This is a genomic window from Streptomyces sp. NPDC031121, from assembly GCF_055570615.1.
Genome location: NZ_JBVIGV010000011.1, coordinates 171,138 through 191,937, shown reverse-complemented (window position 1 = coordinate 191,937; position 20,800 = coordinate 171,138). Strand labels below are relative to the sequence as shown.

Here is a 20,800-nt window from a genome sequence, read left to right as displayed (position 1 = left end):
CTCCTGCGAGGCCACACCATGACCCACGTCGCCGTCATCAACTACGGCCCCCGCCACGACTACGCCGCGATGCTCCCCGAACTCGCCGACCGGCTCCACGTCTTCAGCCACCACCGGCTCACCGGCACCGCCGGCCTCGCCTCGTACGAGTACGTCGAGGACTGCGAGTCCGTCCCCTACCCGGAGCTGCGCATCCGCGGACTCGCCCGCGACACCGGACTCGCCCACGTCATCACCGACAACGAGTACGACCTGGAGCGCGCCGCCCGCATCCGCGCCGACCTCGGCCTGCCCGGCCAGAGCCCGGCCAGCGCCCTCTCCTTCCGCGACAAGGCCGTCATGAAGGAGACCGCCCGCCGCACCGTCCCCACCGCCCCCTTCCGCAGGCTCGCCGACATCACCGACCTGACCGGCTTCATCGCCGAGCAGGGCTACCCCGTCGTCGTCAAACCCGTCAAACAGGGCGGCTCCCGCGACATCACCGTCCTGCGCGACGACGACGCCCTCCTCGCCTTCAGCCGCCGCCCCTGGCGCGAGGACCTCATGGCCGAGGGGTTCGTCGAAGGCCCCATGTACCACGTCGACGCCGTCATCGCCCCCGGCTACCGCTTCGTCGCCGCCTCCCGCTACCTGCGCAGCTGCCTCGGCGTGTTCTCCGGGCAGAACAACGGCTCCGTCCAGCTCCACCCCGTCCGCGACCCGTTCGCCCGACGGCTGGAGGCCTTCCTCGACCGCGTCCTGGACGCCTTCGAGACCCCCGACACCGCCGCCTACCACCTGGAGGTCTTCCACACCCCCGACGACGAGCTCGTCCTGTGCGAGATCGCCTCCCGCGTCGGCGGCGACCGCATCCCCGCCCTCACCCGCCTCACCTACGGCGTCGACCTGCACACCGCCTGGCTGCGCCAGTCCGTCGGCCTGCCCGCCGCCCCGCCGCCCGCCCAGCCCCCCGCCGCCGTCCACGGCTCCGTGTCGATCCTCCCGCAGGGCCGGCCCGTCGCCGCGCCCGAACGGCCGCCGTTCCCCTGGGTCCGCCACTACGAGGCCAACGACAACCTCGCCCCCGGCGCCGTCGCCCAGAACAGCACCTCCTACCTGTGCTTCGCGATCGTCGAGGGCGCCGACGCCGCCCAGGTCGAACAGCGGCTCCTGGAAACCGAGGCCTGGCTCATGGACCGCGTACGGGACACGGAGGTGCCGGCCCCGTGAACACCTGGCGGCAGACCTCGCCGACCGGCCGCGCCCTCCTGGTCACCGTCCTCCTCACCGGCCTGACCACCTTCATGTTCCTGCCGCTGCTCGCCGTCCACCTCTCCTCCGAGGGCGTCCCCGGCGGCCGCGTCGGCTTCCTCGTCGGCCTGCTCGCCTTCTGCAGCCAGGGCTTCTCCCTGCTGTGCGGGCTCGTCGTCGACCGCTTCGGCACCCGCGCCGTCCTCGCCTCCGGCTTCGGACTGCGCATCGCCGGGTACGCCCTCCTGGGCACCGGGACCGCCTCCGCGACCGCCGTCGCCGGGATCGCCGCCATCGGCGTCGGCGGCTCCCTGCTCGGCCTCGCCGTCAAGACCCGGCTCGTCGCCGAGGACGGCGTCCCCGCCCGCGACATGCTCGCCCTGCGCTCCACCTTCGTGAACATCGGCGTCATCGCCGGCCCCGCACTCGGCGCGCTCGTCTACCCGCTCGGCTTCGGCTGGATCCTCGCCGCCTGCATCCTCTCCCACCTGCTCCTCGGCATCCGGCTCACCCTCCGCCCCGCCGGCGCGGCGGCGGCCCCGGCACCGCAGCCCGACGGCGGCCCGGCGGCCGCCGCGACCGCCGCGGCCCCGGCGGCCGCGGACCCCGCCGCCCGGCGCCGCGCCGTGCGCCAGTGGGTCCCGCTGTGCCTGGTCGGCGTCGCCTTCTGGGCCCTCTACAGCCAGCTCAACGTCATCCTGCCGATCAGCGCCAAGGAGATGACCGGCAGCACCGCCGCCATCTCCGTCGTCTTCACCGTCAACGGCCTCCTCGTCGTCCTCCTCCAGTACACGCTCCTGCGCCACGTGTTCCGGCAGGCCACCGCCCGCACCCTGCTCGTCGTCGGGTTCCTCGCCTTCGCCGCCGCCTACGCGCTCCTCATCCCGCTCGCCGGCTGGTCGGCACTGCTCGCCTTCGTCCTGCCGGTGACGCTCGCCGAGATGCTCATCGCCCCCAGCCTCGACGAACAGGCCGTCCAGGCCGGACCGCTCGGCAGGACCGGGCTCGCCCTCGGCGCGATGAGCGCCGCCGGCGCCGTCGGCAGCCTGCTCGGCTCCAGCCTCGGCGGCTTCCTGCTCCAGACGCTGCACACCGGCACCGGCATCTGGCTGGTGATCGTCGCGGTGTCCGTCGCCGCGGCCGCCTCCTCACTCCTCCTCCCGAAAGCGCGGATGCAGCATGCCTGACCTGCCTGACCTGCCTGACCTGCCCGAGCCGCGGCCCACCGCCGTCCTGCTCAACCCCCGCGACCTCGTCATCGCCGCCGCGCAGCGGCTCGGCCTGTCCGTCGTCGTCGCCGCCGACCCCTCCTCGCCCGTCCCCGTCCCCGACGGCCTGCCCTTCCCCGTCCTGCGGACCCCGTGGATCGCCGACCCCGCCGACCTCGTACGCCGGCTGCGCGTGCTCGCACCGGACGGACCGGCCTCCGTGTTCGGGTTCGGCGAGGTCGGCGCCTGCACCGCCGCCGCCGCCAACCGGGAACTGGGCTGGCCCGGCAACCCGCCCGAGGCGCTGGAGGCGTTGCGGGACAAGGCCCGGCTGCGGGCCGTCGTCGGCGACCGGGCCGGCGTACCGGTGGCGTACGCCGTCTGCTCCGACCGGGACCGGGCCCGTGCCGCCGTCGCCCGCATCGGCTTCCCCTGCGTCATCAAGCCCGTCGCCGGCACCGGCAGCTCCGGCGTGCGCCTCCTCGCCACGCCCGAGGAGGCCGAGGCGCACCTGTCGGCCGCGGAGTTCACGGGCGAGCACGTCGTCGAGGAGTTCCTGGAGGGCGCCGAGTACAGCGTCGAGGCCGTGAGCACGCCCGCCGGGCACCGCGTCCTCGCCGTCACCGAGAAGGCGACCACCGGAGCCCCGCACTTCGTCGAGACCGGCCACGTCCTGCCCGTACGGCTGGACCCCGCCGACGAGGCCGCCGTCACCGCCGTGGTCACCGCCACCCTCGACGCGGCCGGCCTGCGCTACGGGCCGTCCCACACCGAGGTCATGCTGACCGCGGCCGGCCCCCGCCTGATCGAGTCGCACGGCCGCCCCGGCGGCGACCGGATCAGCGACATGCTGGGCCTCGCGCTCGGCGAGGACGTCTTCGCGCAGATGATGCTCGCCGTGTTCGGACTGCCGGAGCCGGCCCCCGCCGCCCGCCGGCGCGTCGCGGGCATCCGGTACGTCACCTTCGACGGGAGCGTGCCCGTGCCGCCGCACGGGACGGGCACCGCGCTCGTCGCCTCGCTGCCCGGCGTCGCCGAGGTCGAGATCAGCGTGCCCGCCGGGGAACTGCCGCCGCCGGTGGCCGCGTCGGGCGACCGGCACGGCTTCGTGGTCGCGACCGGCGACACCCGGGAGGAGCTGGAGGCCAACCTCGCCCGCGCCGTCCGCACCCTGACCGCCGCCTGACCCGCCCCGCCGCCGCCCCGTCCTTCCGAGAAAAGGTGCCCGCCGTGCCGTACAAGATCCTCGTCCTGGTCTCCCAGGCCTCGAAGTTCGAGCTCGACAACCACTCGATCATCCCGAGCGCCCTCCACCGCGAGGGCCACGAGGTGCACATCGGCGACATCGACACGCTGAACGTGCACGACTCCGTCGTCGTCTGCGACCGTGTGCGGCTCTCCGAGGAGTTCATCGCCGGCGGCGACTTCCCGTCGCTGAGCGAGTCGTACGCCTCCGCGGAGGACTTCGACCTGGTGTGGGTGCTCGCGGGCACCCATCCGGAGGCCGGCGACGACTCCTTCCGCCTGCTGTGGCTGCTGAACCAGCGCGTCCCGTTCGTCAACGACGCCTCCGCGCTGTTCTTCCTCAACACGAAGATCAACCTGGGGGCGATCGTCCCCGCCGAGCACCTGCCCGCCTCGTACGTCTCCAACGACTTCGACTTCCTGAACGCCCTCGTGGAGTCCGACGCCGACCGCTCCTGGGTGGTCAAGCCGACCAGCGACGGCTGCGGCGCCGATGTCTTCGTCGTCAACAAGCTCGACCGCAACCGCTCCGCGCTGCTCGGCTCGGCCACCGGCAACGCCGCCTCCCGGAACGGCCGCTACGGCCGCGAGATCATCGGCATGGCGAAGCGGCACACCGTCGCCCAGGAGTACGTCCCCCACGTCCGCACCAACGAGAAGCGCGTCATCATCGCGGGCGACACCCCCGTCTCCGGTTTCCTGCGCTTCCACCCGGAGCACGACCACCGCTCCAACGCCACCCTCGGCGCCCGCTTCGAGGCCCTGGAGCTGACGCCGGAGGAGGAGGGTTTCGTCCGGCTCCTGGGCAAGCGGATGACGGACCTCGGCATCCACTACTCGGGCATCGACATGGCGTTCCCCTACGTCATCGAGGTGAACATGGTGAACCCCGGCGGCCTCAGCTACCACACGCTGGCCACCGGCGAGGACACCTCGTCCGCGGCGGTCAACGCCGTGCTGGAGTCCCTCCGCGCCGTCGGCAAGCTGCGCTGACCCGGGCCCGTACGCGTGGGCAGCGGCCCGCCCCTCCGCGGGGGCGGGCCGCTGCCCACGCGGTCCTCATTCCGTGCTCACGGGTCCGTCCCGTGCGGGCCGGACCCCGGCGGCTACCAGCCGGCCGCGCCGATCTCCTTGCGGGCGCCGAGGCCGGAGCCGGTGCCCGGGTAGAGGTACAGCCTGCCCGTCGGCTTCTCGACCGCCGCGAGGTCGGCGCCGTCACCCTTGAGGTCGAGCGCGGTCAGGTTCGTTGTGCCGTTCCAGCCGCCGGAGCCGACCAGGATGCGCTCGGAGCCGCCCGCGACCGTCGGAGTTGCCCCGGCCCTTGTAGAGCCGCAGCTTGCCGGTGGAGGCCTTGACGCCCACCACGTCGTCGACGGATTCGCCGTTGATGTTCGCGGCCACCAGGTCGGCCATGCCGGGTGCGGGCTGCGGCTTCGAATAACAGGGGCGGTGGTGTGGCGTCCCGCCCCGGTCCCCAGGAGCGGACCGACTCCTTCGGACACGTCCCGCGGTGACGTTTCCTCAGGGCTCCGAGGCGGTGTCCCGAGGTCTCCCTCGCTGACAGGAATCAGCTTCGCCGCTGGCCAAAGCCCTGGGAAGAGAGATCCACTGGACCGAACCGGCCCTGGCCCCACCGGGCCGGCGGGGCCGCCGCCCGCGGTGCCGGCGTGCCGGGGGTGGCGGGTGGGGGAGCGAGGTCAAGGCGGACCGGGCGATTCCGGACATCTTTTCCGCGGCCGCACCGGACCGGCGGCCCCCCGGACGCCCGTTCCGTGCCCGTACGGGCGTCCGCACGGTGACGCCCGGCCCGGCGCCGGTGCCCCCGGTCCGGGCCGAAGGTCCCGGAAGGGAAGGCTGATTGGCCCCGGAGCGGATTGGCCGAGATTCGATCGGCCGGGCCTCCGAAACCGGTCCGGCGACCTGCGCCCGGAATTCCGTACGCTACGGTAACTTCGCTGTCCGTCACCAGTGACGGCCCTCAGCCATTTTACCGACCGGAGCCACTGACCTTTCGAAGGCCCGGCGGATCGCCATGGAGGGCGAATATGAGTACCACCGAGCGCCGCAGCCGAATAGAGGCCCTCGGCGCCTTTCTTCCCGCGGGACGCGAGACCAACGAGGAACTCCGCGCGAAGGTGCCGAACCTGGGCGACGCGGACGTCCGCCGGATCACCGGCATCGCCGAGCGCCGCGTCCACGACCCCGACCCGGCCGCCGGCGAGGACTCCTTCGGGATGGCCCTCGCCGCAGCCCGCGACTGCCTGGCCGCCTCCCGCCACCGGGCGGCCGACCTCGACGTCGTCATCAGCGCGTCCATCACCCGCGTGAAGGACGGCAGCCGCTTCCACTTCGAGCCTTCCTTCGCCGGGATGCTGGCCAAGGAGCTGGGCGCCAGGCCCGCCATCAGCTTCGACGTCTCCAACGCCTGCGCCGGCATGATGACCGGCGTGTGGCTGCTGGACCGGATGATCCGCTCCGGCGCCGTCCGCACGGGCATGGTCGTCAGCGGCGAGCAGGCCACCCGCGTCGCCCGCACCGCCGCCCGCGAACTGCGCGACTCCTACGACCCGCAGTTCGCCTCCCTCTCGGTCGGCGACTCCGCCGCCGCGGTCGTCCTCGACGAATCCACGGACCCCGCCGACCGCATCCACTACATCGAGCTCATGACCTGCGCCGAATACTCCCACCTCTGCATGGGAATGCCGAGCGACCGCACCCAGGGAATCGGCCTCTACACCGACAACAAGAAGATGCACGACCGGGAACGCCTCAAACTGTGGCCGCGGTTCCACGAGGATTTCCTCGCCAAGAACGGGCGCTCTTTCGAGGACGAGGAATTCGACCACATCATTCAGCACCAGGTCGGCACCCGGTTCATCGAGTACGCCAACCGGACCGCCGAGGCCGAGTTCGGCACACCCATGCCCCCGTCCCTCCAGGTCGTGGAGGAGTACGGCAACACCGCCACCACCTCCCACTTTCTGACCCTGCGCGACCACCTGCGCCGCACCCGCGGCGAAGCCGCCGCCACCGGCGCGGCCCGCGAGGCCGCCGGCGCCACGTACCTCCTGGTGCCCGCCGCCTCGGGACTCGTCACCGGCGCCCTGTCCGCCACCGTCACCCACGCAGGGGCGTGATCCGCCATGGGCATCGTCATCACCGCATCCGCGACCGCCACCCACACCGACCCCGGCAGCCCCGCCTCCGCCGTCGACCTCGCCGGGCGCGCCGCCCGCCGCTGCCTCGCCCGCGCCCGCGTCTCCCCGTCCGGGGTCGGCGTCCTCGTCAACGTCGGCGTCTACCGCGAGAACAACACCTTCGAACCGGCCGTCGCCGCCCTGGTCCAGAAGGAAACCGGCATCAACCCCGACTACCTCGCCGACCCCCAGCCCGCCGCCGGCTTCTCCTTCGACCTCATGGACGGGGCCTGCGGCGTCCTCAGCGCCGTCCAGGCCGGCCAGTCCCTCCTCGCCACCGGAACCACCGAGCGGCTCCTCATCACCGCCGCCGACGTCCACCCCGGCGGCGACGCCTCCCGCGACCCCGACTACCCCTACGCCGACCTCGCCGGAGCGTTCCTCCTCGAACGCGACGCCGACCCCGGCACCGGCTTCGGCCCCGTACGCCACTACGGCGGCGACCGGCCCACCGACGTCGCCGGCTACCTCGACCTCGACACCATGGGCACCGGCGGGCGCTCCCGCATCACCGTGCACCGCACCCCCGGCCACGAGCAGCGCACCGCCGAACTCGCCGCGGCCGCGGTCGCCGCGTACACCGGCGAGTTCGGCCTCGACCCCGGCCGCACCCTCGTCATCGGCCCCGACACCCCCGCCGACCCCGACCCCGCTGCCGGGGCGGCACCGGGCCGACCGCACACCGCGGCCCCCGTCCTCGGCTACCTGCACGCCATGGAACGCGCCCGCCCCGAAGGCGTCGACACCCTCCTGTTCGTCACCGCCGGCGCCGGGCCGCGAGCGGCCTGCGCCTCCTACCGCCCGCAGGGATGGTGAGCGCCATGGCGACCACGACCGCCCTCCCCGCGGCGCCCCGGCCCGCAACCGCCGACGACCTCGGCGCGCACAGCCTGGCCGGCCTCCTCGAACGCAACGCCCGCGCCTTCCCCGACAAGCCGGCCGTCATCCACCCCGCTGCCGGCCCGCGGCGGGACGGCGCCCGTCCCGCCTACCGGACCCTCACCTACGGCCGGCTCCAGCAGGCCGTCGAGGAACTCGCCGCCGGCTTCACCCGCGCCGGCATCACCAAGGGCACCAAGACCGTCCTGATGGCGCCGCCCGGCCCCGAACTGTTCGCCCTCGCCTTCGCCCTCTTCCGGGTCGGCGCCGTGCCCGTCGTCGTCGACCCCGGCATGGGCGTCCGCCGGATGCTGCACTGCTACCGCACCGTCGGAGCCGAGGCGTTCATCGGGCCGCCCCTCGCCCACGCCGCCCGCCTGCTCGGCCGCCGCGCCTTCGCCGGGATCCGCGTCCCGGTCACCCTCGGACGGCACCGCCTCGGCCGGGCCCGCACCCTCACCGCCTTACGGACCCTCGGCGCCGAGGGCGGCGGGGCCGCACCCGTCGCCGCGGGCCGCGACGACCTGCTGATGATCGGATTCACCACCGGCAGCACCGGCCCCGCCAAGGGCGTCGAGTACACCCACCGCATGGCGCTGTCGATCGCCCGCCAGATCGAGGCCGTGCACGGCCGCACCCGCGAGGACACCTCCCTGGTCACCCTGCCGTTCTACGGGGTCCTCGACCTCGTCTACGGCTCCACCCTCGTCCTCGCCCCCCTGGCCCCCTCCCGCGTCGCCCAGGCCGACCCCGCGCTCGTCGTCGACGCGCTGGAACGCTTCGCCGTCACCACCATGTTCGCCTCGCCCGCCCTGCTCGGCCCGCTCGCCGCCCACCTCGCCGCCGCCCCCGGCCGCCACCCGCTGCCCGACCTGCGCTGCGTCGTCGGCGGCGGAGCGCCCGTGCCCGACACGACGGTGGCCGCGCTGCGGCGCGTACTGGACCCGCGGGCCCGCATCCACGTCACGTACGGGGCGACGGAGGCCCTGCCGATCACGTCGATCGAGGCGACCGAACTCCTCGGTCCGGACGCAGACGAGGCCACCGGCGGTGGTCGCGGTGATGTCGGCGGTGGTCGCGGCGGTGTTCGCGGCGGTACGGCGGCACGCGCCGCCGAAGGCGCCGGAACCTGCGTCGGACACCCCGTCCCCGGCATCCGCCTCGCCATCCTGCCCGTCACCGACGGCCCGCTGCCCGGCCCCGCCCCGCACCTCCCGGCGGGCCGGGTCGGCGAGATCGCCGTCCGCGGCGACTGCGTCAGCCCCCGCTACCACCACTCCCCGGACGCCGACCGGCTCCACAAGGTGCCCGACGCCACCGACCCCGCCGGCCCCGCCTGGCACCGCACCGGCGACCTCGGCTACCTCGACGACGACGGCCGGCTCTGGTTCTGCGGCCGCTCCGCCCAACGCGTCCGCACCGAGCACCGCGACCTGCACACGGTGCGCTGCGAAGGCGTCTTCAACGCCCACCCCCAGGTCCGCCGCACGGCCCTGGTGGGCATCCCCGCCCCCGACCCCGCGGACAGCGGCTGGGGCCGCGGCGGCCGCACCACAGCCCGCAGCGGCACCGGAGACGGCACCGCCGAGAGCCCGACCCCCCGCAGCGCTGCGGCGCTCAGCGAAGCCGCGGGCGGCGGGACGCCCACGAACGGCGTCGCAAACAGCGGGACGCAGAGCAGCGGCACCGCACGAAACGGAACTCCGGGCCGCGGGACCGCAGGGAGCGGGATCGCGGGCAACTGCCCTGCCGAGGGCGGCTCCGCGGGCGGTGCTGCTGTCGGCGAGGCCGCGGGCGGCGCTGCCGCGCACGGAGCCGCGGGGAGCGGGACTGCCGGCAGCGGCAGCTCGCGCGGTGCAACCGCGGACAGCGGACCGGCCCGCACCGGGACTGCCGGCAGCGGCTCCGCGTCGGGCGTTGCACTGGTCGCTGCACCGGGCGGGGCGCCGGGCGGGGCGCCGGGCGGGGCGCCGGGCGGGGCGTCGGGCGTGGCATCGGGCGGGGCGCCGAGCGTTGCACCGGGCGGGCTGTCGGGCGAGGAGTCGGGCGTCGAGCCGCGCGGGGCGTCGAGTGGTGCGCCGGGCTGGCCGTCGCACCTTGCGCCAGGCGGTACGCCGACGGGCCCCCGGCGGCGCGCCCTGCGCCCGGTCGTCTGCGTCGAGACCGCCGACGCACACCTCGACGAGGCCGCCTGGCAGCGCCTCACCGCCGAACTGCGCGCCCTGGCCTGCGCGCACGCACCGACCACCGGCGTCGAGGAGTTCCTGCACCACCCCGGCTTCCCCGTCGACATCCGGCACAACGCCAAGATCGGCCGCGAGGAGCTGGCCCGCTGGGCCGAGCGCCGCCTCACCCCTCCCACCCCCCTGACGCCCCGTCAGCGCGCCGCCCGCCTCGTCCCGCTCGCCGGGTGGGCGTACCTCGTCGGCGGCGCCGTGTGGGCGGCGGTGGTCGGTGTTCCCGAAGCCCGCCTGCCCCGCCTGCTGTGGTGGGCGGACGCCGTGCTCAGCACCGCCGGGCACGCCGTCCAGATCCCGCTGGCCCTGCCCCGAGCCCGCGCGGCCGGCATCGGCCGCCCTGCCGCCGCGGGCCTCACCATGCTCTACGGGGCGACCTGGTGGCGGCAGCTGTGAAGATCCTGATCACCGGAGCCACCGGCTTCCTCGGCGGCCACCTCGCCGACGCCTGCCTGCGCTCCGGCCACGGCGTACGCGCCCTCGTCCGCCCCGGCAGCGACACCGACCGGCTGCGCGCCCTGCCCGGTGTCGAACTCGTCACCGGCGACCTCACCCGCCCCGACTCGCTCCGGCGCGCCGCCGACGGCTGCGAAGCCGTCCTGCACAGCGCCGCACGCGTCGTCGACCACGGCACCCGCGCCCATTTCACCGAAGCCAACGTCACCGGCACCCTCCGGCTGATGGACGCCGCCCGCGCCGCCGGCGCCCGCCGGTTCGTCTTCGTCTCCAGCCCGAGCGCGCTCATGGACCCGCGGGAGGGGGACCGGCTCGGCATCGACGAGACCACCCCCTACCCGACCCGCTGGTTCAACGACTACTGCGCGACCAAGGCCGCCGCCGAGCGGCACGTCCTCGCCGCCGACACCGACGGCTTCACCACCTGCGCCCTGCGGCCACGCGGCATATGGGGGCCCCGCGACCACGCCGGGTTCCTGCCCCGCCTCATGGGCGCCCTGCACGCGGGACGCCTCCCGGACCTGTCGGGCGGCAAACGCGTCCTGGTCTCCCTCTGCCACGTCGACAACGCGGTGGACGCCTGCCTGCGCGCCGCCGTGTCCGCCCCGGCCGAGCGCATCGGCGGGCGCGCGTACTTCGTCGCCGACGCGGAGACGACCGACCTGTGGCCGTTCCTCGCCGACGTCGCCGCCCGCCTCGGCTGCCCGCCGCCCGCACCCCGCATCCCGCTGCCCGCCGGCCGGGCACTCGCCGCGGCGGTCGAGACGGCATGGCGGCTGCGCCCGGACACCGCCGCCCGGGCCCGGACGAGCCCGCCGCTGAGCCGGTACATGATGGCCCTGCTGACCCGTTCGAGCACGTACGACACCACGGCGGCCCGCCGCGACCTCGGCTACACCCCCGCCCGCACGCAGGAGGACGGCCTGCGCGACCTGGTCCGCTGGGTCACCGCGCAAGGCGGCGTCGCCTCCTGGACCGCCCCCCGCCCGCACCCCGCACACACCCACACCCCGGACGCCACGCCCCCGGCCCCGGCCCGCGCCCAGCACCCGCCCGCGGAAACGGCACCCGGCGGCGACACCGCCGCACCCCTCCCGACGGCCGCGCCCGGCCCGGACCACCCGGTCCGGAACCACCCCGCCCCCGGCAGACCGCGCGGCACCGCCCACCCCCGCACCGGCGATCCGCGTGCCGGCGACCCGCGAACCGGCGACGTGCGCACCGGCCCCGAAGCGACCTTCGCCGACCACCCGGCCCCGCACCCTCCGGCCGCCGACCCCCCGCCGCCCCCCGGACCGACACCGGCGCCCGCCCGCGGCCCTGCCGACGCCCGGCCCGCCGCCGCGGCAGGGCGCGCCCGACGGTCCGTACGCGACCCCGCAGGGCAGCCCGACCCCGACGGCACGGGGGGCGACGGCCCCGACAACCCCGACGGCGAAACCCTCCCCACCGGCACGGCACGTGCCCGAGCCGCGCAGCCCGGAGACGCCGGGGGAGGGGCCGCACCGGGAGGGCAGACGCCGCGTCACGCACCCACCGATCCGGCCGGCCCCGTCGGCCGAGAGGACACCTCACGATGACCACCAGCACCCCGAACGCCCCCGGCACACCTGGCACTCCCGGCACACCTGGCACCCCGACCGCGCCCGGCACCCCGACCGTGTCGGTGTCCACCGCACCCGGCACTCCGAGCGCGCCCAGTACCCCCGGGGCCCCAGGCACTCCGGGGGCGCCCGGTACTCCGGACTCGTCGGCGTCCACCGCACTCGGCGCGGTGAGCGCGCTGGGCATCCCGAAGCCGCCGGTGTCTACCGCACCCAGCGCGGCGAGCGCACCCGGCACTCCGAACGTGTCGGGCACTCCGAACGTGTCGGTGTCCACCGCACCCAGCGAGGCGAGCGCGCCCGGCAGTCCGAGCGCGCCCGGTACCCCCGGGGCCCCAGGCACTCCGGGGGCGCCCGGTACTCCGGACTCGTCGGCGTCCACCGCACTCGGCGCGGCGAGCGCACCCGGCACCCCGCTCCTACCGGAGGCACCCCGCTCCTCCGCCCACGCCTACCGGCGGCCCGTGTCACCCACCGAGCGGCTCTACCTCGCCGCCGGAGAGCCGCGCGGAGCCATGGCCCTGCGGATCGTCGTCGAGGGCGACGGTATGCCCGATGCCGGGCGGCTACGGGACGCCGTTGCCCGGGCCGCCGAGGCGTGCCCCGGGTCGCGGCTCGTTCGGCGCGGGCGCCTCTGGGTGGGCGGTGGGCCGCTGCCGCGCATCGTCCAAGCGCCGCCCACCGCGGGGCCGTTCGATGTTTCCGACCCGGGGACCGTCCGTCTGCTCGCCGACCGGGCCGGGCCGACGGACCGGCCCGGGTGCGAGGTGCTCGTCGTGCCCGGTGCCGGCGGCGCCCGTACCGCGCTGGTGTTCAGTGCCTCGCACGCCGTGATGGACGGGCACGGCGCCCTCACCTGGGTCCGGGAGGTCTTCCGCGCCCTCCGCGGCGAAGCCGCCCGGCCCGCCGCCGACCCGTCCACCGACCTCGGCGTACTGCGTCGACTCGCCGCAGACCGGGGCGGACGCCCCCGTCGGCGGCCCGCGCCGCTGCCTGGCCGGCGCTCCCCGCTCGGCCCCTCCCCGGCCGCCGACGCCCCGCCGCAGACGCTGTGGCTGCGCCGCACCCTGCCCGGCCGGCACCCCGCACTCACCGCCCGGCTCGCCCAGGCCCTCGCCGACACGGCACGGCTGGACACGCGCGCCATGGTCCCCGTGGACCTGCGCCGCCACCTTCCGCACCTCAACGCCGCCACCGGCAACCTGACCCTGCCCCTCTTCCTCGACCTGCGGCCCGGCCAGGACTGGGCCGCCGCCCACACCCGCCTCCTGACGGAACTCGCCGCGGGCGGCGAACTCGCCTCCGGATTCGAAGCAGGACTGGTCCGCCGCCTGCCCGGGCCGGCCGTCGCGGCACTGCTGCGCGCCGCGCAGACCGCCGCCGTACGAACCGACCGGCACCTGGCCTCCGCCGTCGTCTCCCACCTCGGGCGGCTCGACACCGGCGAACTCTCCGGCGGCGGGTTCACCGCCACCACGGCCTACGCCCTGCCGGTGCACGCCCCCCTGGTCCCCCTGTCGTTCGCCCTCACGGAGACGGCGGTCGCAACCGAAATCACCCTCGGCGTCCGAGCCACCGCCCCGTCCCTACCGCACCGCGCACCCGCCTTCCTGGACTCCGTCATGGATGCGCTCCTCACGGACGGCCCCAGCGCCCGTACGAGCCCGGCGTCCACGAAATCCGCCCCCACCACGTCGACGGCCTCGTCCACCCCGGCCGCTGCGTCCGCATCGACCGTCCCGACCGCCTCGACGGCCTCGTCCGCGTCCGCTCCGACGGCCCCGTCCACCTCGGCTGCCCCGACGGCCCCGCTCGCCCCGGACGCGACGGCCCCGTCCGTCCCGACCGCCGCGTTGGCCCCGGCTGGCGCGTCTGCCTCAGCTGTCTCCACGGCCTCGCTCACTCCGGCTGTTGCGTCCGCATCGACAGTCCCGATCGCCGCGACGGCTCCGACAGTCCCGATCGCCGCGACGGCCCCGGCTGACGCGTCCGCGTCCGATCCGTCCGCCTCGACGGCCTCGTCCACCCCGACGGCCTCGTTGGCCCCGGCCGTTGCTTCCGCATTGACAGGCCAGACCGTCCCGGCCGCCCTGCCTGACGCGTCCGCCCCGGCCGCTGTGTCCGCCCTGCTTGATGCGTCCGCCGCGAGCGCCCCGGCCGCCGCGACGGCCCGCGCTGACGCGAGCGCCTCCGCCACCCCCGCCGCCCCTCATGCCTCGGCTGACGTGTCCGCCACGTCTGCCGTGAGCGCCCCGGCCGTCTCCACAGCCCCGGCCGCCCCGGCCACCTCAGCTGCCGTGCCCGCCGCGACAGCCCCGGCTGACGCGTCCGCCCCGCATGCTGTGTCCGCCCCGGCCGCCGCCACCGTCGTCGACCTCTTCCGCGCCCAGGCCGCCCGTACGCCCGCGGCCGTCGCCCTCGACGGGCCCGCCGGGCCGGTCACCTACGCGGAGCTGGACCGGCGTTCCGACGCGGTCGCCGCCGAGCTGGTGCGGCGCGGGACCGCCCGCCAGGACCTCGTCGGCCTCGTCGTGGACCGCACCCCGGAGGGTGTGGCCGCGCTGTGGGGGATCCTCAAGGCCGGTGCCGCCTACGTCCCCCTCGACCCCGCGCACCCCGGCCCGCGGATCCGCGGCGTCCTCGCATCGTGCGGCGCCCAGGTCACGCTGACCCGCCGCCACCTGGCCACCAGCCTCGCCGAGTTCGTCCCCGGCGCGCTCCTGGCCGTCGACGACGTGCCGACGCCCGCGCAGCCCCCGCACACGCCGGCCCCGCCCGCGGCCCCCGGGCCGACCGGCACGGCTCCGGCCCCGGACGACCTGGCGTACGTCATGCACACCTCCGGCTCGACCGGCCGCCCCAAGGGCGTGCTGATCGAGCACCGCGGGCTCGTTGCCTTCGTCCGCTGGATGACCGACCTCTGCCGCGTCGGCGAAGGCACCCGCTTCGGCTTTGCCTCCTCCTACGCCTTCGACATCTCCTGCTTCCCGCTGTTCCTGCCGCTGCTGGCCGGTGGGACGGCCGTCCTCGCCCCGGAGGCGCCGTCCCCCGCCGTACTCCGCGCCCTCGTCGGCGAACACCGCGCCGACACGCTCGCCCTGACGCCGTCCCACCTTGCCCTCCTCGACGGCGACGGCGGCGGGCCCCTGAGCACCCTCCTGCTCGGCGGGGAGGAGCTGACCCCGGCGGCCGTCAGCTCCGCGTACGCCGCCTTCGGCACCGGCTGCCGGCTGATCAACGGGTACGGGCCCACCGAGGCCACCGTCGCCTGCCTCGCGCACGTCGTCGACGACACCGAGACGGGCCCGTCGCTGCCGCTCGGCACCCCGGGCCCGGACCTCCGCGTCGACCTGGTCGCGGAGGACGGCGCGCCCATCGGGTCGGGCCCGGACGACGCCGGCCGCGTCGGCGAGATCGTCGTCCACGGCGTCCAGGTGGCCCGCGGCTACCACACCCCGGCGCAGGCGCCTGAACCGGCTGCCGCGGGCACGCCGTTCGCGACCGGGCCCGACGGGGTGCGCTCGTACCGCACCGGCGACCTCGGACGCCGCCTCCCCGGCGGCGGCATCGCCTTCGCCGGGCGGGTCGACGGCCAGGTGAAGGTCGCCGGCCACCGCATCGAGCCCACCGAGATCACCGCCGCCCTGGAGGCGCACCCCGGCGTGGCCCGCGCCGCGGTGACGACCCGGCGCCGCCCGGGCGCACGCGGCTCGGTCCTGGTCGCATACGCGATCCCGGCCCACGGCCCCGCGGCCGGCGGCCCTCCCCACACCGGCCGTACGGCTATGGGCCTGGCGGCCCCCGGCTCGGCGGCTACGGGCCCGGCGGCCACAGGTGCCGCGACCACGGGCGTGGCGGACTCCGGCGCGGCGGTCATCGGCCATGCGGCTATCGGGCCTGCGGCCGCGCGCCTGACGGCCACCGACCGTGCGGCCACGGACCGGACGGGCCTGGTGGACTCCGGCGCGGCGGGCATTGACCCTACGGCTATGGGTCCTGCGGCCACCGGCCAGGCGGCCACGGACCGGGCGAGCATGGGTCTTGCGGCCAGGGGTACTGCGGCCATGGGCCTGGCGGACTCCGGCTCGGCGACCGTAGAGCCAGCAGACTTCGCCGTGGCGGGCACTGGCCATGCGGCTATGGGCCTTGCGGCCTCCGGCCTGGTGGACGGCGTTGCGGCGGCGGCCATAGGCCGTGCGGCCGTGGACCCTGTGGCCGCGGGCCTGGCGGCCCCCGTCCCTGCGGACTTCGGCTCGCCAGAAGCTACCGGCCCTGCTGCCATGGGTTCGGCGGACGCCGGCCTGGCGGACCACGAGGCGGCGGTAGGCCCTGCGGCCACGGGTGCTGCGGCCATGAACCCTGCGGCCGCGGGCCGGGCGAGTTCCGGCTCAGCTGCTGCGGTGCCAGCGGCCTCCGGCCCTGCGGCCATGGGCCCGGCGGCCTCCGGTGCCGCGGGTGTCGGCCCTGTCGACACCGGCCCGGCGGGCACGGGTGTCCGCACCCCGCAGCAGCCCTCCGTCGGCGGGCCCTCGGCGGAGGAACTCCGCGATTACCTGGCCGGGATCCTGCCCCGGCACCTGGTTCCGGCGCATGTGGTCACCGTCCCGGCCCTGCCCATCACCGTGGGCGGCAAGACGGACTTCGACGCCCTTCCCGACCCGTTCGCCGGAGCGGCCCCGCCGCCGGCCGGGCCGCACGAGGCGCACGGGCCGTACGAGGCGCACGAGTCGGCCGGACCGCACGATCCGTGGGGCCAAGCCGTCGGCCCCGGCAGCAGCCGGAAGGCGCTGCGCGCCCGCGTGGCCGGCCACTGGGCGACCGTCCTCGGCGTCGAGGCCGCCGCGCTGACCGCCGACTCCGACTTCCAGGCGCTCGGCGGTGACTCGCTCGCCCTCGTCGAGATGCTGAGTGCCGTCAGCGCCGACCTGCTCACACCGGACCAGGCACGCCGCTTCACCGAGGACCTCAGCGTCCTGGTCCGCGACCTGACCCTCGGCCGGGTCTGCGACCGCCTCGCCGCCGTACGCGAAGGAACCACCGCATGATCTTCGTCGGAGAGGGCGCCCTGCTGCGCCGGGCCGTCTCCCACGCCGCCGCCCGAGGCCACCGCGTCGACCTGGTCTGCTCGCCCGACCCGCTCGACGCGGCGGCCGCCGGCCCCGGCACGGCGCACCTGGCCGCGCCCGACGCCAACGCCGCGGCCGCCGACCTGGCGGCGGCCTCCACCGACGGGATCGTCTGGTCGGTCAACAACCGGCAGATCTTCCGCGCCCCGGTGCTGTCGCTGGGGCTCCGCATCGTCAACGTCCACAACGGGCTGCTGCCGCAGCACCGCGGACTGCCGTCCGCCGCCGTGGTGTTCGCGCTGCTCCACGGGGACACCGAGTACGGGGCCACCGTCCACGAGGTCGACGCCGGCATCGACACCGGCCCCGTGCTCGCCGAGCACCGCTTCCCGATCGGGCCCGCGGACCGCTTCCACGAGGTGATGCTCCGCGGCGTCCGCGCCTGCCAGACGTTGTTCGAGCGGACGCTGCCCGCCGTGGCCGCCGGCGAACGACCCCGAGCCGTCCCGACGGCCGCCGCCCGGCCCGCCGCGTACTACGGGCGGCGGGCCCTCGCCCGCCTCGGGGAGCACCGCGACTCGCCGTCGTTCGCGCGCGCCACCGACCTCGGCCCCTTCGCGGCGCACGCCCCCGAGGTCGCCGAGGCCCTGCACCGCGTACGACGCCGACCACCCGCCGGCTAGGGCCTGTATTGAGGTGCCCCGCGGCGTCGCGACGCCCGGTACGCACCCTCGGCGCACGAGCCGAAGGCTAGTAGCTCCGCTACGAGGACATTCGTCCCGCGCGCCGAGGGCACGTACCGAACGCCGCTCCTTGCTCCACGGGGCAACCCGATACAGGCCCTAGCCGGTCGCGCCTCCGGGCCGGCCGTACGGAGGGGTATGCCGACGCCCGCCGCGGCGAAGGGCCGCAGGAGCAGCAGCTCGAGCTCCTCCGCGATGCCGGCTCGGCAAGGCACCGGCGACGTACGGTCCGTCCACCAACCCGCGGCAGCGGCGCGCCCCGACCGCCGCCCGCAGCCGCGACCCGTGCGCGGCGGCCCCCGACCGCCCACCCGCCCCCGCCCCCCCGCCCGGCCTCACGGCCGCCGCGGCCGCGCAGGCGCACCGGGTCGTCGAAGACGGCGGCGAGCCCGCCGGGGGCATGCTCCGCGGCCGTTCCGACGGGGCGGAGCGGCACCTCGCCCGTCATGCCGGGAACGAAGGCTCCCCCCCTACGCCGACCGATCCGCAGGGCGAACTCCACCCGAACGCATCCGTGTTGGGTGCCCCGACGACCCGATGCGATGATCGTTCCGCGGGTGCGCGACCCGGCTGCCGGCCAACGGCACGGGGGCGTACCGCGGCAGCGGACCAACAGGAGGGACCCGGCGTGCGCCGACTCGTCTACTACATCGCCACCACGCTCGACGGCTTCATCGCCGGCCCGGACGGCGCCGACCCGACCGGTCCGAACGGCTTCTGGCCGATCGCGGAGGACTACCTCCAGCACCTCGTCGCCGAGTACCCGGAGACCCTGCCCGTCCAGGCGCGGCAGGCGCTGTCCGTCACGGCCGAGGGCACCCGTTTCGACACCGTGCTCGAAGGGCGGCGCTCCTACGAGATCGGCCTCGCGGCCGGTATCACCGACGCCTACCCCCACCTGCGGCACCTCGTGTTCTCCCGCACCCTCACGGAGCTTCCCGATCCGGCCGTCGAACTGGTCTCCGGCGACCCGGCGGCGACCGTGCGCGAGCTCAAGCAGCAGGACGGCAAGGACATCTGGCTGATCGGCGGCGCCGAGCTGGCAGGCTCCCTGTACGCCGAGATCGACATGCTGGTCCTGAAGGTGGGCCCGCTCACCCTGGGCGACGGGATCCCGCTGTTCTCCCGCAAGGCCGCCTTCGACCCCCGTACGTGGACGCTCGCCGACCACACGGTCGTCAAGAGCGGCGCGGTGTTCCTGACCTACACCCGCACCACCGCCTGACCTCCAGGCGGCGCGGACCCATCCGCGCCGCCCCCGCCACCTGCGGGTTTGTCGCCGCCACGGCCGTGCGTTTTAATGAATGAACATTCATTCATTAACCCGAAGAGGGGCAGGAGCATGGCAAGACCCCGGGGCGTGGAAGACGCGGTGATCCTGCGGGCCGCCGTCGGCGTGATCGGTCGCTGCGGCCCCTCCGGCCTCACCCTGGCTGCGGTCGCCCGCGAGGTCGGGCTCGTCCCCGGCACACTCGTCCAGCGGTTCGGCTCCAAGCGCGGCCTGCTCCTCGCGCTCGCCGAGCAGGCCGCGCGCGACGCGGACGACCTGCACGCCCGCGCCCGCCGAGGCCACGACAGCGCCCTGGCCGCGCTGGAGGCGCTGCTCGTCTCCTTCACGGAGGACATGGACACCCCCGAGGCCTTCGCCCACCACCTGGCCTTCCTGTGCGTCGACCTGACCGACCCGGAGTTCCACCGCCACGCCCTGGCCGTGCACCGCGCCCAGCAGCGTGCCGTCGAGGCCCTCCTCGGCGAGGCGGCCGAGGCCGGGGAGCTCCTCCCCGGTACGGACACCGCCGCGCTCGCGGCGACCGTGCAGGCCGCCACCGCCGGCGCCGGCCTCGTCTGGGCCCTCGACCGCAGCGGCACCCTCGCCGACCGCGTGCGCCGCGAACTCGCCGCCGTGCTCCGCGCCCACCGCCCCCACCGTGACGCCCGCCCGGAGGAACGATGACCCACGACACCCCCGCCCGGCCCCTCGCCGGAAAGGTCGCCCTCGTCGCCGGCGGCACCCGCGGCGGCGGGCGCGGCGCCGCCGTCGCCCTCGGCGCGGCCGGCGCGACGGTGTACGTCACCGGCCGCAGCAGCAGCACCGACGGCCGCTCCCCGCTCGACCGCCCCGAAACCGTCGAGGAGACCGCCGCCCAGGTCACCGCCGCCGGCGGCATCGGCATCCCCCTACGCGTCGACCACAGCAACCCCGAAGAGGTCCGCGCCCTCACCACCCGCATCGCCGCCGAGCAGTCCGGCCGGCTCGACGTCCTCGTCAACTCCGTCTGGGGCGGCGACCCGCTCACCGACTGGGAGCACCCGCTGTGGGAGCAGGACCTCGACACCGGCCTGCGGCTGCTCCGCCAGGCCGTCGAGACCCACGTCATCACCAGCCGCCACGCCCTCCCCCTCATGGTCGCGCAGGGCAGCGGGCTCGTCGTCGAGGTCACCGACGGCAACACCGCCCGCTACCGGGGCTCGTTCTTCTACGACCTCGCCAAGTCGGCCGTCATCCGCCTCGCCTTCGCGCAGGCCGCCGAACTGAAGGAGCACGGCATCGCCGCCGTCGCCCTCACCCCCGGCTTCCTGCGCTCCGAGGCGGTGCTCGACCACTTCGGCGTCACCGAGGCCACCTGGCGCGAAGCCGTCGCCCAGGACCCCCACTTCGCCCACTCCGAAAGCCCCGCCTACCTGGGCCGCGCGGTCGCCGCCCTCGCCGCCGACCCCGACGTCCTGCGCCGGACGGGCCGCGCCCTGGCCACCTGGTCCCTCTCCAAGGAGTACGGCTTCACCGACACCGACGGCACCCGGCCCGACTTCGCCGCCCACTGGGCCGACGCCCTCGAACCGGTCCACGGCCCCCTCGGCGAGCCGCTGTAGCCGGCCGCCGGCCCCGGCCGGGGACCCCGGCGCCGGGGCGCGGGCCGGGCCCCAGCATCCTGGT

The 20,800-nt window shown here is 75.9% G+C and carries 14 protein-coding genes; 13 read left to right on the top strand and 1 reads right to left on the bottom strand.

Annotated elements, in window-relative coordinates; translation table 11 throughout:
• Positions 1 to 18 precede the first annotated feature (18 nt).
• The 4 genes from ACZ462_RS22015 to ACZ462_RS22000 are packed head-to-tail and all read left to right on the top strand — an operon-like array spanning position 19 to position 4,676.
• Positions 19 to 1,209, top strand: a complete 1,191-nt coding sequence (locus tag ACZ462_RS22015) for an ATP-grasp domain-containing protein (protein ID WP_467803125.1) — start codon at positions 19 to 21, stop codon at positions 1,207 to 1,209.
• The gene (locus tag ACZ462_RS22010; RefSeq protein ID WP_467803123.1) at positions 1,206 to 2,417 is read left to right on the top strand and encodes an MFS transporter; all 1,212 of its coding nucleotides are present in this window, start codon (positions 1,206 to 1,208) and stop codon (positions 2,415 to 2,417) included. Before ACZ462_RS22015 ends, ACZ462_RS22010 begins: the two co-directional genes overlap by 4 nt.
• A complete protein-coding gene (locus ACZ462_RS22005; protein WP_467803122.1) occupies positions 2,410 to 3,624 on the top strand; it encodes an ATP-grasp domain-containing protein in 1,215 nt (404 codons plus the stop codon). Before ACZ462_RS22010 ends, ACZ462_RS22005 begins: the two co-directional genes overlap by 8 nt.
• Positions 3,625 to 3,668: 44 nt before the next feature.
• On the top strand, positions 3,669 to 4,676 hold the full coding sequence (locus ACZ462_RS22000) for an ATP-grasp domain-containing protein (RefSeq protein ID WP_467803121.1): 1,008 nt from the start codon (positions 3,669 to 3,671) through the stop codon (positions 4,674 to 4,676).
• Positions 4,677 to 4,898: 222 nt separating this feature from the next.
• On the opposite strand, the gene ACZ462_RS21995 is transcribed toward ACZ462_RS22000, so the two are convergent.
• Positions 4,899 to 5,096, bottom strand: a complete 198-nt coding sequence (locus ACZ462_RS21995) for a hypothetical protein (RefSeq protein WP_467803119.1) — start codon at positions 5,094 to 5,096, stop codon at positions 4,899 to 4,901.
• A gap of 632 nt (positions 5,097 to 5,728) precedes the next feature.
• Between ACZ462_RS21995 and ACZ462_RS21990 the strand changes: the two genes are divergently transcribed.
• The 9 genes from ACZ462_RS21990 (at position 5,729) to ACZ462_RS21950 (ending at position 20,736) form a co-directional block, all read left to right on the top strand.
• Positions 5,729 to 6,820, top strand: a complete 1,092-nt coding sequence (locus ACZ462_RS21990) for a 3-oxoacyl-ACP synthase III family protein (protein ID WP_467803118.1) — start codon at positions 5,729 to 5,731, stop codon at positions 6,818 to 6,820.
• Positions 6,821 to 6,826: 6 nt separating this feature from the next.
• Positions 6,827 to 7,696, top strand: a complete 870-nt coding sequence (locus tag ACZ462_RS21985; RefSeq protein ID WP_467803117.1) for a hypothetical protein — start codon at positions 6,827 to 6,829, stop codon at positions 7,694 to 7,696.
• A gap of 5 nt (positions 7,697 to 7,701) precedes the next feature.
• Positions 7,702 to 10,392, top strand: coding sequence for an AMP-binding protein (locus ACZ462_RS21980; RefSeq protein WP_467803115.1), 2,691 nt, complete (start codon positions 7,702 to 7,704; stop codon positions 10,390 to 10,392).
• Positions 10,377 to 12,032 carry an NAD-dependent epimerase/dehydratase family protein gene (locus ACZ462_RS21975; protein WP_467803114.1) on the top strand — a complete coding sequence of 552 codons (1,656 nt, stop codon included), beginning with the start codon at positions 10,377 to 10,379 and terminating at the stop codon, positions 12,030 to 12,032. Before ACZ462_RS21980 ends, ACZ462_RS21975 begins: the two co-directional genes overlap by 16 nt.
• 488 nt (positions 12,033 to 12,520) lie before the next feature.
• Complete coding sequence (locus tag ACZ462_RS21970) at positions 12,521 to 17,101, top strand: amino acid adenylation domain-containing protein (protein ID WP_467803112.1); 4,581 nt, start codon at positions 12,521 to 12,523, stop codon at positions 17,099 to 17,101.
• On the top strand, positions 17,098 to 17,805 hold the full coding sequence (locus ACZ462_RS21965) for a formyltransferase family protein (protein WP_467803111.1): 708 nt from the start codon (positions 17,098 to 17,100) through the stop codon (positions 17,803 to 17,805). The genes ACZ462_RS21970 and ACZ462_RS21965 overlap by 4 nt, the downstream gene beginning before the upstream one ends.
• Positions 17,806 to 18,493: 688 nt before the next feature.
• The gene (locus tag ACZ462_RS21960; RefSeq protein ID WP_467803110.1) at positions 18,494 to 19,090 is read left to right on the top strand and encodes a dihydrofolate reductase family protein; all 597 of its coding nucleotides are present in this window, start codon (positions 18,494 to 18,496) and stop codon (positions 19,088 to 19,090) included.
• A gap of 117 nt (positions 19,091 to 19,207) precedes the next feature.
• Complete coding sequence (locus tag ACZ462_RS21955; protein ID WP_467803108.1) at positions 19,208 to 19,819, top strand: TetR family transcriptional regulator; 612 nt, start codon at positions 19,208 to 19,210, stop codon at positions 19,817 to 19,819.
• Positions 19,816 to 20,736 carry an SDR family oxidoreductase gene (locus tag ACZ462_RS21950; RefSeq protein WP_467803106.1) on the top strand — a complete coding sequence of 307 codons (921 nt, stop codon included), beginning with the start codon at positions 19,816 to 19,818 and terminating at the stop codon, positions 20,734 to 20,736. Before ACZ462_RS21955 ends, ACZ462_RS21950 begins: the two co-directional genes overlap by 4 nt.
• The last annotated feature ends 64 nt before the right edge of the window (positions 20,737 to 20,800 follow it).